General features: G+C 62.6%; 12 protein-coding genes. 8 read left to right on the top strand and 4 right to left on the bottom strand.

All coding sequences use genetic code 11. The annotated features are described in order from the left end of the window. Positions 1-61: 61 nt before the first annotated feature. Entirely contained in the window at positions 62-595 is a 534-nt protein-coding gene (locus tag B5483_RS11950) for a VOC family protein (RefSeq protein ID WP_054945131.1), read from the bottom strand. Positions 596-781: 186 nt separating this feature from the next. On the opposite strand from B5483_RS11950, the gene B5483_RS11945 reads away from it, so the two are divergent. Together B5483_RS11945 and B5483_RS11940 are read left to right on the top strand one after the other, a co-directional pair. Then, positions 782-2,140 (top strand): aromatic ring-hydroxylating oxygenase subunit alpha, encoded by a 1,359-nt coding sequence (locus B5483_RS11945; RefSeq protein ID WP_079730700.1) that lies wholly within the window; start codon positions 782-784, stop codon positions 2,138-2,140. Continuing rightward, positions 2,137-3,483: an aromatic ring-hydroxylating oxygenase subunit alpha gene (locus B5483_RS11940; RefSeq protein WP_079730510.1), complete on the top strand. Its 1,347-nt coding sequence runs from the start codon at positions 2,137-2,139 to the stop codon at positions 3,481-3,483. Before B5483_RS11945 ends, B5483_RS11940 begins: the two co-directional genes overlap by 4 nt. 93 nt (positions 3,484-3,576) lie before the next feature. On the opposite strand, the gene B5483_RS11935 is transcribed toward B5483_RS11940, so the two are convergent. From B5483_RS11935 to B5483_RS11925, 3 genes are all read right to left on the bottom strand, one after another. Then, positions 3,577-4,329 carry an SDR family oxidoreductase gene (locus tag B5483_RS11935; RefSeq protein ID WP_079730509.1) on the bottom strand — a complete coding sequence of 251 codons (753 nt, stop codon included), beginning with the start codon at positions 4,327-4,329 and terminating at the stop codon, positions 3,577-3,579. A gap of 51 nt (positions 4,330-4,380) precedes the next feature. After that, positions 4,381-5,301, bottom strand: a complete 921-nt coding sequence (locus B5483_RS11930; RefSeq protein WP_054945128.1) for an SDR family oxidoreductase — start codon at positions 5,299-5,301, stop codon at positions 4,381-4,383. A 157-nt stretch (positions 5,302-5,458) separates the two neighbouring features. Continuing rightward, positions 5,459-6,115 carry a TetR/AcrR family transcriptional regulator gene (locus B5483_RS11925; RefSeq protein WP_054945127.1) on the bottom strand — a complete coding sequence of 219 codons (657 nt, stop codon included), beginning with the start codon at positions 6,113-6,115 and terminating at the stop codon, positions 5,459-5,461. Positions 6,116-6,400: 285 nt separating this feature from the next. Between B5483_RS11925 and B5483_RS11920 the strand changes: the two genes are divergently transcribed. From B5483_RS11920 to B5483_RS11895, 6 genes are all read left to right on the top strand, one after another. Beyond that, positions 6,401-8,038, top strand: coding sequence for a class I adenylate-forming enzyme family protein (locus tag B5483_RS11920; RefSeq protein ID WP_079730508.1), 1,638 nt, complete (start codon positions 6,401-6,403; stop codon positions 8,036-8,038). Positions 8,039-8,184: 146 nt separating this feature from the next. After that, positions 8,185-8,946 carry an SDR family NAD(P)-dependent oxidoreductase gene (locus B5483_RS11915; RefSeq protein WP_079730507.1) on the top strand — a complete coding sequence of 254 codons (762 nt, stop codon included), beginning with the start codon at positions 8,185-8,187 and terminating at the stop codon, positions 8,944-8,946. Continuing rightward, a complete protein-coding gene (locus B5483_RS11910; protein ID WP_245829070.1) occupies positions 8,946-10,313 on the top strand; it encodes an aromatic ring-hydroxylating oxygenase subunit alpha in 1,368 nt (455 codons plus the stop codon). The genes B5483_RS11915 and B5483_RS11910 overlap by 1 nt, the downstream gene beginning before the upstream one ends. Positions 10,314-10,339: 26 nt before the next feature. Then, on the top strand, positions 10,340-11,314 hold the full coding sequence (locus tag B5483_RS11905; RefSeq protein WP_054945124.1) for a thiamine pyrophosphate-dependent dehydrogenase E1 component subunit alpha: 975 nt from the start codon (positions 10,340-10,342) through the stop codon (positions 11,312-11,314). 12 nt (positions 11,315-11,326) lie between these two features. Then, on the top strand, positions 11,327-12,337 hold the full coding sequence (locus B5483_RS11900; protein ID WP_054945123.1) for an alpha-ketoacid dehydrogenase subunit beta: 1,011 nt from the start codon (positions 11,327-11,329) through the stop codon (positions 12,335-12,337). Positions 12,338-12,348: 11 nt separating this feature from the next. Then, positions 12,349-13,788 carry a 2-oxo acid dehydrogenase subunit E2 gene (locus B5483_RS11895; protein WP_079730506.1) on the top strand — a complete coding sequence of 480 codons (1,440 nt, stop codon included), beginning with the start codon at positions 12,349-12,351 and terminating at the stop codon, positions 13,786-13,788. Positions 13,789-13,796: the final 8 nt, after the last annotated feature.

Below are 13,796 nucleotides of genomic sequence, written 5' to 3'. Positions count from 1 at the left end.
GAAATTGGGGCGAGGGGGCGGATCGCTCCGGCCAGTCCGCCCCTTTCCGCTCTCGGCGGCGTTACAGCGCTCGCCGCGCATCCTTGCCATCCCAGGTGGCGACGGCTTCGCGGATCATGGCAAATGTTTCGTGCATGGCCGGATAGGGCTCGATGATCTCGATGATCGGGCTGAGACCCGGGCGGGCGGTGTCGAGGTAGGCAAAGCGCGAAAGCGGCAGGCGTCCTTCCAGCAGGACCGGCACGCCTTGTGCACGCGCGCGCGCCATGCACGCTTCGTAGTCGTCCACGAATGTCCCGAAGTGGTGGACCCCGCTTTGTCCCGATTCCAGGAATTCGCGATAGGTGGAGGGGGCAGTGCCCGGCTGGATCAGCTCGATCATCGTGTCGCCGCTGTAGCTCACGGCAATCGCGCCGAAGATGTCGGCGTCGAGCGGAACGGCCTCTTCGCGCACTGCCAGTTCCTCGAAGGGCAGGGGCAGGGGGAATTCGAAAAAGGGGCCGACACCCATCGCGCCGGTCCAGTGATCGATCGCCGCGTCCACATCGGGCACGACATAGGCGATCTGGAATGTCTTTCCGTAAGTCAGGCTCATCTTTCGTCTCTCCCGTGCCGCTGAATATCGAACAATTCGCAAAGCATCTTGCAAAACAATCATGACTGTTTTTTAATGCAAGTCTACCCCCATCGGATTCGGACTGACTGGAAGACGGACCGGGGAAGGATCAGGACGGCAAGGTCAAACGCCGTTACAAATCCCAAATGGAGAGGGATGACCATGATGAAGCTCGATTTCGACGACTGGAACATCCATGTCGGCGCGCCCCACCCGTTCAACGAACGCGCGCCGCAGATCGACAACGGCACCGGCCGCCCCGCGCCTGAACGGTATTTCGATCACGACTTCATGCGCGAGGAATGGGACAAGGTCTTCGCCAAGAGCTGGCTGCTTGCCGGTCCTGCTTCCGACATCCCCGAGGCGGGCGACTTCTTCAAGTTCGACATCGGCCCGGAAAGTTTCATCATCGTGCGTGGCGACGACGGTGAGGTCCGCGCGCACTACAATGTCTGCCCGCACCGCGGCAGCCAGCTGGTGACGAACGACTTCGGATCGCTCGAACGCTTCACCTGCCCGTTCCACAGCTGGAAGTTCGACCTTGAGGGCAAGAATGTCGCGGTTACGGATGAAGAGACCTTCCGCCCCGAAGTGCTGTGCCACGACCGCAACCTGACTTCGGTGCGCTGCGAAGTCGCGGTCGGCCTCGTGTTTATCTCGATGGATCCGCAGATCGAGCCGTTGCAGACGTGGCTTGCCCCGATCCTGCCGCAGCTTGAACTTTACGATATCGACAAGATGTACGTCGTTCAGCACCGCCGGTCCGACTGGGGCGCGAACTGGAAGGGCGGCGTCGATGCCTTCGCGGAAATCTACCACCTGCACGCAGTTCATCCGCAGACCCAGTGCCTGATGGACGATCGCACCCAGATCGACTTGTGGCCGGGTGGCCTGTCCCGCCAGTTCGTTCCCTTCGCCCAGCCTGCCGCGCGCTATCCCGATCAGGAGACGGTCAACCCGGGGATCCAGCTCATGCTGCGCGACGCCGGCATCGATCCGGAAAACTACCATGGCACAGCCGCTGAGACCCGCGAGGCCGTCCAGCAGGCCAAGCGCAAGCGTTCAGAGGAACTGGGCCTTGGATACGAACGTTTCAGCGACAGCCAGCTCAGCGATTCCGTGGTCTACTCGCTCTTTCCGAATGTACAGATCGGGTGCCATCCCGAAGCGATCTTCCTCCATCGCTTCGTCCCGCATGAGAGTGACCCCAACCAGTTCACTTACGACACCTGCATCCTCTATCGGCACGTCGACGCGCCGGGGTACAGTGCTCCGGCCTGGATGGGACTGGGGGAAGATGTGGATCTAACGGGCGCCACGCGCCCGGAGATCGTGCACACCGGGCTTGGCGAACCACCGGGTCTGGGCGAAGTGCTCGACCAGGACTCCGACCTCTTGCCGATTGTCCAGAAGGGTGCGCGTTCGCGCGGATTTCGCGGTCCCCTGTGGAGCGAGCAGGAAGGCCGTCTGCGCCACTTCCACGCCGAGCTGGATCGCCGGATGAAAGGGGAGAAGAGCGCGTGAACTACGACCCCAGAAGCTGGGCAGTTCACAAGGGCTCTCAGCATCCCTTCGACAAGCCGGCCCCTGCCATCGACAATGGCACGGAGCGGCCAGACCCGATCCGCTACACCTTGCCCGAGTTCTCCGCGCGCGAATGGGAGAAGGTCTTCACCAAGACGTGGCTGCTCGCCGCACCGGCAAGCGACCTGCCCGAACCGGGCGACTGGGTAAAGTTCGACATCGGCCCGGAGAGCTTCATCGTGGTGCGGCAGAACGACGGTTCCGTCGCCGCCCACTACAACGTTTGCCCTCATCGCGGCAGTCAGTTGGTGACGGGCGAGATGGGTAGTCAGGACAGCTTTACCTGCCCGTTCCATTCCTGGCGCTTCGGCCTGGACGGCAAGAACCGGAAGATCACCGATGAGGATACTTTCCGGCCGGAAGTCCTGTGCCACGGCACCGACCTTTCGACGGTGCGCGCAGAGGAAGCGGTAGGGCTGGTGTTCATCTCGATGTCGGATGACGTGCCGCCGCTGAGGGCGTATCTGGGCCCCCTGCTGCCGATGCTGGAAACCTATCGGATCGACCTGATGCATGTCGTCCAGCATCGCCGGTCGGACTGGGCGGCGAACTGGAAGGGCGGGATCGATGCTTTCTACGAGAGCTATCATCTCCATGCGATCCACCCGCAGACGATGGGCGTGATCGACGATCGCACCCATATCGACCTGTTCCCCGGTGGCCTCAGCCGCCAGTTCGTGCCGATGGCGCAGCCCAATTCGCACTTTCCCGATCAGGAGGGCATCAATCCGGGCATAGCCATGCTGCTGGCAGACGCCGGTATCGATCCGGAAAGCTTCTCGGGCACGGCGATGGAAAGCCGTGAGGCCGTAGCCCGTGCCAAACGCGAGCGGGCCGCGAAGATCGGACTCGACTACTCGCACTTCTCCGATGCGCAGCTGACCGACAGCACCATCTTCGGGATCTTCCCCAACATGCAGATCGGCTGCCACCCCGAGGCGGTCTTTCTCCATCGCTTCAAGCCGCACGAAAGCGATCCGGAACAGTTCACCTACGACACCACGATCATGTACCGCCATGTCGATGCGCCCGGTTACGGGGCCCCGGGCTGGATGGGGCTGGGCGAGGACGTCGACGTGACCGGCGCGACGCGGCCCGAAGTCGTGCATACCGGCCTTGGCGAGCCGCCGGGGATGGGTGAAGTGCTGGACCAGGACTCGGACCTGCTGCCGATCGTCCAGAAGGGCGCGCGCTCACGGGGATTTCGCGGTCCGCTCTGGTGCGAACAGGAAGCGCGCCTGCGCCACTTCCACAAGGAACTGGATCGCTGGATGGAAAACTAGAAGCGAGGGCTTGGAGACCAGCCTTGCGCACTTCCCGTCGTCGCTGTGAACCGCCCCAAGGAAGTTCGCAGCGACGAATTTCTTGGGGTCGGATCAGAACGGGCGGATTGTCACGCCGTTGTCGATGACCATTTCTGCGCCGTTGATGAAGCGCGATTCATCCGAGGCCAGGAACAGAACGAGGGCGGCGACGTCCTTGGGGTGACCCGGCGTTCCCGGGGGCAATACGCCTTCGGCCACCTCCTGCGGCGCGCGGCCTTCAGCGGTCTGCACCATCGGTGTCTCGATCGCGCCGGGGTGGACTGAATTGCAGCGGATCTTGTAGCCCTTTTCCTGGCACATGACCGCAATCGACTTGGTCATCGCCCGCACTGCGCCCTTGGCGGCGGAATAGGCGAAAAAGATGGGATAGCCGAGCAGGGCGCCGGTCGAACTCATGTTGATGATCGAACCGCCGTCGTTGCGGTTCATCAGCGGGATTGCATGCTTGCAGCCAAGGAACACACCGTCGGACATGATCGCGTTGACCCAGCGGTACTGCTCCAGGGTCGTGTCCTCGACATCGGCATTGAGCACGACGCCAGCATTGTTGACGAGCACGTCGAGCCGACCGAAGCGCGCCTCGATTTCCTGCATGACCGCGATCCATTGAGCTTCGTCGGAAACGTCGAGCGCCATCGCGAGTGCGCCGTTTCCGATCCGGTCGGCCACGGCCAGCGCGGGCTCAAGCTTAACGTCGGTGACCACCACGGTTGCGCCTTCGCGCGCCAGGGCTTCGCAATCCGCAGCGCCCAGTCCCGATCCGCCGCCGGTGACCAGCGCGACTTTGCCTTCTACCCGGCCCATCCTTTTCTCCCGTTTCGTCTATGTTCGTTTCTTTGACGGTTTGGCGGCGCTTCAGGCCGCGCCGTCTTCGCTGAAATAGTCCGGCATCCCGGCCGGCCAGATGACACCCCATTGCGCCTGTCCGCCGTCGATGATCAGCAGGTCGCCATTGATGAAACGGGCGGCAGGCGAAGAAAGATAGGCAATAGCTTCGGCCACGTCCCAGGCATTGCCGCGCATCTTCATCGGGTTGGCCTTGTGGAAGCGGGCGAGCGCCTCTTCCGGGTACATGCGGAAGCCTTCGGTTTCGATCACGCCGGGACCGATGCAGTTCACGCGAATGTTCCAGCGCGACCATTCGGTCGCCAGCGTCTTGGACAGGTAGATCACCCCGGCCCGCGCGGCGCAGGTGTGCGCTGCCTGCGGCATGCCGCGCTCGACGTTGGCGACGATGTTGATGATGTTGCCCGGCTTGCCGATCTCGCGCCAGCGCTTGGCGGCTTCCTGCATCATCCACCAGGTGCCGTTGAGATTGGTGTCGATGACGGCCAGCCAGCCCTTGCGGGAAAAGTCGATGGCGTCCTGCGGGAATTGCCCGCCGGCATTGTTGACGATGGTGTCGATGCCGCCGAAGTGGCCGTGCACCTTGTCGATCAGCGCCTCGACCGCTTCCGGATCGCGAATGTTCGTAGGCACGGCGAGCACTTCGCTGCCGGTCTCTTCGCGCACCAGCTTGACCGTGGTGTCCAGCTTGTCCGGGTCACGCCCGCAGATTGCGACCTGAGCCCCCAGCCTTGCGGCGAGGTAGGCTGCGGCCTTGCCCATGCCGCTCCCGGCTCCGGTGATCAGCATGGTCTGCCCGGCAAGCAGGTCGTCGCGGTAGATCGTCGTCTGCGTGCGCAGCGATTCGTCGTCCAGGCCCCGGCGCGGCCGGTCGGGACCGTCGTCTTCGGGCCGGAAGATCTTGGGTTCGAAGGTCTTTGGGGCGCTCAATTCGTTTGTCCTTGCTTATCAACGGCAAGGGCCGGACTGCGCCGTTTGTTCCCTCTGCCGGAAAGCAACGTAACGCCAGAGCACCAAAAAGACAAACAAGATTGTTTTTAAGGTTATCGGGCTTCTGTCGAGGCGCACAAGCCCGCGATGTTTGTGCTCAGGACTGTTCGCGCGGCATGAGCTCGCGAATCTGGTTTTCCAAGTGGTGCAGCATCGCCGGAACCTTCTCGGACGACATCGCGCCTGTCTGGACCGCAATGGACATGCCTTCGAGAATCGTCTGCGAAAGGTTCATGGCCAGGTCGAACTTTTCGGGCGAACTGCGCCACTCGGGGAAGAGCGCCTGTGCCTGATCATTGAAGCGGTCCCGGAATTCCTCCTGCAGCGGCACCAGGATGTCGGACAGCTCCTTGTCGGTGCGCGCGGCAACGGCCAGTTCGTGGAAGGCGATGAAACCGGGCTTCTGAACCTGTGCCCAGTAAGTCTCGGTCAGGTTGTCGACATCGTGTTCGGGCTTTTCCGCGGCGCGGCGAAAGGCGCGCAGTCGGCGCTCGTGCAACTCGATGATCGTGGCCTTGATCAGGGCTGCGCCGTTTTCGAAATGGTGCATCATCGCACCGCGCGACAGTCCCGCCTCCTGCGCAACGCGCGGGGTCGTCGTATTCGCATAGCCGTACTTGACCAGGCAGCGGATCGTAGCCTCGATCAACCGGCTGCGCGTCTGTGCGGCCTTGGCGGCCTGCAGCGTGCCGCCGGTGTTGCGGCTCGGTGCTGCCTTGGCGGTGCGGGTCGACTTGGTGCGCGAGAGGGCCATGTGATTCGCCTGATAGTATCGAGCCGCGAAAGGCTGCGGCTATCTGTTTGGACAGGCCCTGTAATCCCAATGCAATATTGAGCGCAAGCACGGCGAGTCGCCAGAGACCTGCGCTGCTGGCGGAAATCGCCTCTCCGGAACGCGCCGCACTTCTAAAATTAAAACAGACATGAATGATTGTATTTTCCATTTGCCTTGGTAAGCTCGCTGCAAATGAACAGCCCCGGCCTGACTCGTCGATCGACGGGCGCATCGCGGGCAAAAAAAAGATTGGGAGAACAGGCGATGGGCGATGGAAAGCCGATCCTGACAATGGGTGCGATGATCCGTGCTTCGGCGGAGCGTCATTCCAAAAGCGATGCGATCGTGTTCCCCGACAGGCGGCTGAGCTACGCAGAGTTGAACAGGGCTGCGCGCGATTGGGCCAGGGCGCTGGTGGCGATGGGTGTGAAGCCCGGCGAACACGTCGGCATTCTCCTGCCCACCTGCGTCGATTTCATCACGGCATTCTACGGGATCACCATGGCCGGGGCCGTCGCGGTGCCGGTCAATGCGCGTTACCAGGCCAGCGAGCTGGGCTATGTGGTGGACAATGCCGATCTCGTGACAGTGATCACCACCGGCAAGGTTGCCGAAAACCTTGATTTCGGTTGCCGGCTTCAGGCAGCGATGCCTTCGCTCGTCGAGCAGAAGGACCCCTGGCACCTTTCCCTTGCTGAGGCGCCTCGCCTGCGCAACGTGGTCTGTCTGGATGACAACTGCGCGTCTTATCTCGTTCCTGCCAAGGCTGCGCTGGGGGCAGGCGAAGCGGTGGCCGAACGCGAGATCGATGCGCGCATCGATGCCGTGCAGCCCGGCGATACCTCGATGATCCTCTACACATCGGGAACGACCGCCAACCCCAAGGGCGCGATGATCAGTCACCGGGCGCAAGTGGCGAACAGCCGCAACCTTGGCGTGCGTTACGAGTGCACTTCGCAGGACAAGGTCTGGTCTCCGCTGCCGATCTTCCACATTGCGGGCATCCTGCCGATGACGATGATCCTGGATCTGGGCGGTGCCTACATGACCATTCCCCATTTCGATGCCGGCGTCGGACTGGAGATGCTGGGCCGAGAGGGGGCAACTATCGCCTACCCCAGTTTCGTGACGATCATGCAGGGCCTGATCACGCACCCGAGTTTCGAACGGACGGACCTTTCGCGCTTGCGCGTCATGAATTCGAACTTCGCGGTCCAGCCCGAATGGATCAAGCTCGCCGTCGCCGAAGCGATGCCGCACACGATCCAGGTAGGTACTTATGGCCTCACCGAGGCGGCCGGTACGGTTTCGACCAGCCGTCTCTCCGACAGCTATGAAGTCCGCACCGGGCGGTGCGGCGTACCGCTGGATGAATGGAAGGTGCGGATCGTCGATCCCGAAACCGGTGTCGATTGCGGACCGGACGAGCGTGGCGAGATCGTGCTGGGCGGTCCCAACGTGCTCAAGGGCTATTACAATGCCCCGGAAAAGACCGCTGAGGCGATCCGCGATGGCTGGTTCCATACCGGTGACATCGGCTCGATCGATGCCGATGGCAACGTGATGTTCCATGGCCGGCTGAAGGACATGCTCAAGGTCGGCGGCGAGAATGTCGCAGCGGCCGAGATCGAGGCCATGCTGCAGACCCATCCCGCGGTGAAGCTGGCGCAAGTCGTCGGTCTTCCAGACGAACGTTATGTCGAAGTGCCCGCTGCCTTCGTTGAACTGGCGCAAGGCGAAAGCGTCAGCGAGCAGGAACTGATCGAACACTGCAAAGGCCGCATTGCCGGCTTCAAGGTGCCCCGCCATGTCCGCTTCGTCGAGGAATGGCCGATGTCGACTTCGAAGATCCAGAAGTTCCGCCTGCGCGAGGATCTCATTGCCGAATTGCAGGCAGCATGATGCCTTTGCGCTAAACTATAAAAAGCAGTCGTGACTGTCTTTTTTATTGCGCAGGGCGGGCCGAAGGTTTTAGGCTTGGGATGAAAATGCAAGGCGGTCGCAGGGCAAGAAAGTCGCGACCCGGGAAACGACAAGGACGAGGTGAGATGGATCTGGGATTGGCAGGCAAGAAAGCGATCCTCGTGGGGGCCGCACGCGGCATCGGCTATGCCGTCGCGGAAGTTCTCGCACGTGAAGGCTGCGACATTGCGCTGACCGCGCGCAGCGAAGACAGCGTCAAGGACGCCGTCGCCGAACTGAGCAAGTACGGCACCCGCGTGGTTGGCAAGCCGGCGAATGCCAGGCAGCCGGACGAGTACAAGGCCTGGATCGAATGGGCGATCGAAGAGCTCGATGGCGTTGACATCCTGGTGCCCTTCACTTCGGCCGGCAGCGGCATGGGCACCGAGAAGTACTGGTACAATGCTTTCGAACTGGACCTGATGGGCGCCGTGCGCGCAGTCGAAGGCGTCGTGCCGACGATGACCGAGCAGGGCAAGGGGTCGATCGTCCTGATTGCGACGACCTCCGTGCTCGAAGCGATGGGCGGGCCGCAACCCTACAACGCTCTCAAGGCCAGCCTGGTCACCTGGGGCAAGCAGCTCGCTCTGTTCCACGGAAAGGACGGCATTCGCGTCAACGTCGTTTCCCCCGGGCCGATCGAGTTCGAAGGCGGCAACTGGGACATGATCAAGGGCACGATGGAGAAATTCTACAATGCCCAGCTTCGCCAGCAGCCCATGGGGCGCCTCGGTCGGCCCGACGAAGTGGCCAAGGCCATCGTCTTCCTCGCCAGCGAGGCGGCGAGCTGGTGCAACGGATCGCACCTCGTTGTCGACGGGGGCTATACCAACCGGACGCACTTCTGATGAAACGGCATGTCATGGGATGGGACGCGGCAGCGATGGACGTGAAACGCGTCGTCGATGTGCCGCGTGTCGACCCGGAGACCACCGGCAACGGAACCCCGGTCGAAAAGGCACCCGATCCGGAGCTGGGTACCGCGCTGATCCCGGCCGAACGTTACTATTCTCCCGAGTTCATGAAACTCGAATGGGAACGGGTCTGGACCAAGGTCTGGCTCCTTGGCGGCCGCTCGGACGATATCAGGGAGCCGGGTGACTACATCTGCACCGACATCGGGAAGGAATCGGTGCTCATCGTGCGTCAGGTCGACGGATCGGTGCGATGCTTCCCCAATGTCTGCCTGCATCGCGGCAATCGCCTGCGTCCCGAAGGGCGCGGCAATGCCGAGAATTTCAAGTGCATGTACCATCACTGGACTTACGGTCTCGACGGCAAGCTCGAGCACATTCCGGACATATGCACCTTCTTCCAGGGCGGCCCTCCCGGAATGACGGCCACGCCGCTGCCCTGCGTGGAATGGAACAGCTTCGTGTGGTTCTCGCTCGATCCCGAGGTAGAGCCGTTCGACGATTTCATCGCGCCGATGCGTCAGCATCTGGAGCCCTATCATCCCGAGCGCATGGCGTGGAAACGCGACATAACCGTGGAATGGGACTGCAACTGGAAGACATCGGTCGATGCCTTCAACGAGACCTATCACGTGCAGGGCATTCACCCGCAGCTGAAGTGGTATCTCGATGACATCAACGTCCAGATCGACTGCTATGGCAAGCACAGCCGCTATCTGATCCCGTTCGCGGCCATCAGTCCGCGCGTCGCCATGCCCAGCCAGATCCCGCCGGCCATTCACGAGATCATGGTCAATGCCGGCATGGACCCGGCCGAATATGAAGGTCGCGTCAGCGATATTCGCCGTGACGTCCAGTTGTTCAAGCGTGAACACGGGGCCGAGCAGGGCAAGGACTATTCCGAACTCAACGACGATCAGCTGACCGACGATTATCACTACCTGATATTCCCGAACATCTCGGTCAATGTGCATGCCGACGATATCATGCTGTTCCGCCAGCGTCCGCACGCGAGCGACCCGAACAAGATGTATTACGACATCTGGATGTTCGAGCTCGTTCCCGAAGGCGAGGAATGGCCCGAGCGCGTGCGCCACCAGCGCTTCCGTCACGGTGACAAGACAATCGGGCAGGTGCTCGATCAGGATGCCTTCAACCTGCCGACTGTGCAGCAGGGCATGCAGTCAGATCATTTTCCGGGACTCTGGATCGGGGACCAGGAACTGCGGATCAGGCACTTTCACTCCGCACTCGACGATTACATCTACGGACCCGGGAAAAAGCAGCCGGGCGATATCTAGCCACACGCATTTGCCGGGGAGAGGGCATGCAATTCAATCGCGACGAACTGCTCGGTGCCTATCGCCGGATGAAGACGATCCGCGCGTTCGAGGAACGCCTGCACGACGAAATCAAGACCGGCGAGATTGCCGGCTTCACCCATCTCTATGCCGGGCAGGAGGCAGTTGCCGTGGGCATCTGCGACCAGCTTACCGTGGACGACAAGATCGTCTCGACGCACCGCGGCCATGGTCATTGCATCGCCAAGGGCTGCGACGTGAAGGGCATGATGAAGGAGATCTACGGAAAGGCCGGCGGGCTGTGCAAGGGCCGTGGCGGCTCGATGCACATTGCCGACCTTGAAGTGGGCATGCTGGGTGCCAACGGTATCGTCGGCGGCGGTGCCCCGCAGGCGGTCGGCGCGGCGATTGCCGCGCGCCTGCAGGGCAAGGGACGGGTCGGCATCGCCTTTTCGGGTGACGGCGCCTGTAATCAGGGCACCACCTTCGAGGCGATGAACCTCGCGGTCGTAACCAAGGTCCCGGCCATCTTCGTTTTCGAGAACAACCACTATTCTGAGCACACCGGCGATGCCTACGCGGTCGGTACGTCGAACGATATCGCCAGTCGTGCCGAGGGCTTCGGCATGAAGGCGTGGCGGGCCAATGGCTGCGACTACTTCGATACTTATTCCACTTTTGCACAGCTGCTCGAATATGTCCGGGCGGGCAACGGTCCGGCCGCCATCGAGCTCGACACCGAGCGTTTCTATGGCCACTTCGAGGGCGATCCCCAGCGCTATCGCGGCAAGGGCGAACTCGACCGTCTGCGCGAGGAGCGAGATTGCCTGAAGGCTTTCCGCGCGCGGGTGACCGAGGCCGTGCTCCTTTCGGCGGATGAGCTCGATGCCATCGACAGCGAAGTCGAAGCGTTGATCGACGAGGCCGTAGCCGAGGCCCGGGCCGACGATCTGCCCGATCCCGCAGGCGTCGCCGACGACGTCTATGTCGAATACTACTGAGGGAGCCTCGTCATGGCAGTCATGAATATCCGCGAGGCCATCGTCAGTACGCTCCACGCCGAAATGGAGCGAGACGAGGACATCATCGTTCTGGGCGAGGACGTCGTGGGCGGTAACGGCACCGCCGGCGGTCCCGAGGCGATTGGCGGCATCTGGGGTACCAGCCCGGGTCTTTGGGAGAAATTCGGCCCTGAACGCGTGATCGATACGCCGATTTCGGAAAGCGCGATCATCGGCGCGGCGGCAGGCGCGGCGCTTTCGGGCAAGCGGCCGGTTGCCGAACTGATGTTCGCCGATTTCGTGGGCGTCAGCCTCGACCAGATCTGGAACCAGATGGCCAAGTTCCGCTACATGTTCGGAGGCAAGACCAAGTGCCCCGCCGTCGTGCGGCTGGTCTACGGCGCCGGCATGCAGACAGCAGCGCAACACAGCCAGTCGGTCTATGCGATGTTGACCTCGATGCCGGGCCTCAAGGTCGTCCTGCCGACGACCCCGGCGGATGCCAAGGGCCTGCTGACCGAAGCGCTGCGCGGCGACGATCCGGTCATGTTCTTCGAGCACAAGACGCTCTATGGCGTGAAGGGTGAAGTGCCTGATGGCGATTTTCGCCAGCGTTTCGGCGAGGCGCGCGTCGTGCGCGAAGGCGGGGATGTCACCGTGGTCGCCTGCGGGCGCATGGTGAGCTTTTCGGAAAAGGCGGCCGACAAGCTGGGTGCCGATGGAATTGGCATGGACCTGCTCGACTTGCGCACGACCAGCCCGCTCGACGAGGATGCGATCCTGGAATCGGTGGAACAGACCGGGCGTCTTGTCGTCGTCGATGAAAGCCCGCCGCGCTGCAGCCTGGCCGCAGACATTGCCGCGATGGTGTCCGAGCGGGCCTTCACCAGTCTCAAGGCGCCGCCGGCGATGGTCACCGCGCCGCACAGCCCGATCCCGTTTGCCCGCAACCTCGAGCGCGCCTGGGTGCCTTCCCCGCAGAAGATCGAGGATGCCGTGCGCCGCGTCCTCGCATTCCGCTAGGAGGGCCGGTCATGGCGAAACTTACGCCTTTCACCATGCCCAAGTGGGGTATCGAGATGGCAGAAGGTACGATTGCCGAATGGATGGTGGGCGAGAATGAGCCCTTCGTCCGCGGCACGGTCCTGACGCTCATCGAAACCGACAAGATCACCAACGAAGTCGAAGCCGAACGCGACGGCCGCTTCGTGCGGATCATGGCCGAGCCGGGCCAGACTTATCCGGTCGGTGCGTTGCTCGCCGTCCTTTCGGATGGGGGCGAGGCGACGGCCGAAGAAGTCGACGCGCTGATCTCGGGCTTTACGCCTTCGGAATCCGGCTTCGGGCCGGATGACGATGGTGTCGCATCGCCTGCTCCGGCACCGCCGCGCGAAGAGGCGGCGCCAGCCAGAGTCACGGTGCCCGAGGGCATTGCCATCACTCCCAAGGCTCGCGAGGAGGCGGAGCGGCTGGGTGTCGATGTGACCGTCATTTCCGGTTCGGGCCGGGGCGGGAAAATCTCCGCGCAGGACGTCCACCAGGTGGCAAGACCCGAAGCGAATCCCGAACTTGTCGGCGTGTTGCCGCCAACGCCCGAAGGCGATGCCTTCGCCACGCCGGTCGCCCGGCGGATCGCCGCGAATGAAGGTGTCGATCTTTCGTCCCTTGCCGGATCGGGGCCGCGCGGGCGCGTGCGCAAGGCAGATGTGCTGGCCGCTCTGCCCAAGCAGGATACGCCGACGGCCGAAGCTGTGCCGCAGCCTGCGCCAAGGCGGCAACCTCAACCGCAGGTCGTTTCGGTTTCAGGAGACCGGTTCGACGTTGCCCCGATGTCGTCGATGCGGCGCACCATCGCGCGGCGTCTGAGCGAATCCAAGCAGCAGATCCCGCACTTTTACGTGCGGCGTCGGGTCCGTGCTGACCGGCTGCTTGCCATGCGTGCCGGGGTTGAAGGCGAGAGGCCGAGCGTCAACGATTACCTGATCAGGGCCTGCGCGCTAGCTTTGATGGAAGTGCCAGCGGTCAACATTCAGGTCCATGGCAACGACATCCACCGCTATGCCGCATCCGACATCTCGGTCGCCGTAGCGACCGAGAGGGGCCTTGTCACACCGATCGTCTTCAATGCCGACGACATGACTGTCGCGCAGATCGGTACGGCGATGAAAGGGCTCGCCCAGAAGGCACGCAGCGGCAAGCTGAGGCCGGAGGAATTCACCGGCGGGAGCTTTTCGCTGTCGAACCTGGGCGGCTTTGGCGTCGAGCAGTTCGATGCCATCATCAACCCGCCGCAAGGCGCGATCCTTGCGGTTGGCACGGCGCGGCCCGAACCGATCGACGATGCCGGTGCCATTCGCATCGTGCCGGTCCTCAATCTCTCGCTCTCGTGCGATCACCGGGCCATCGACGGCGCCGACGGCGGCCGCTTCATGGCCGCGCTCGCGAACCTGATCGAACAGCCTCATTTGCTTTGAAAGAACCA

The sequence above is a fragment of the Novosphingobium mathurense genome (assembly GCF_900168325.1).
Classification (GTDB): domain Bacteria; phylum Pseudomonadota; class Alphaproteobacteria; order Sphingomonadales; family Sphingomonadaceae; genus Novosphingobium; species Novosphingobium mathurense.
Note: the sequence above shows the minus strand (reverse complement) of the source record. Positions and strands in the feature narration are given on the sequence as shown.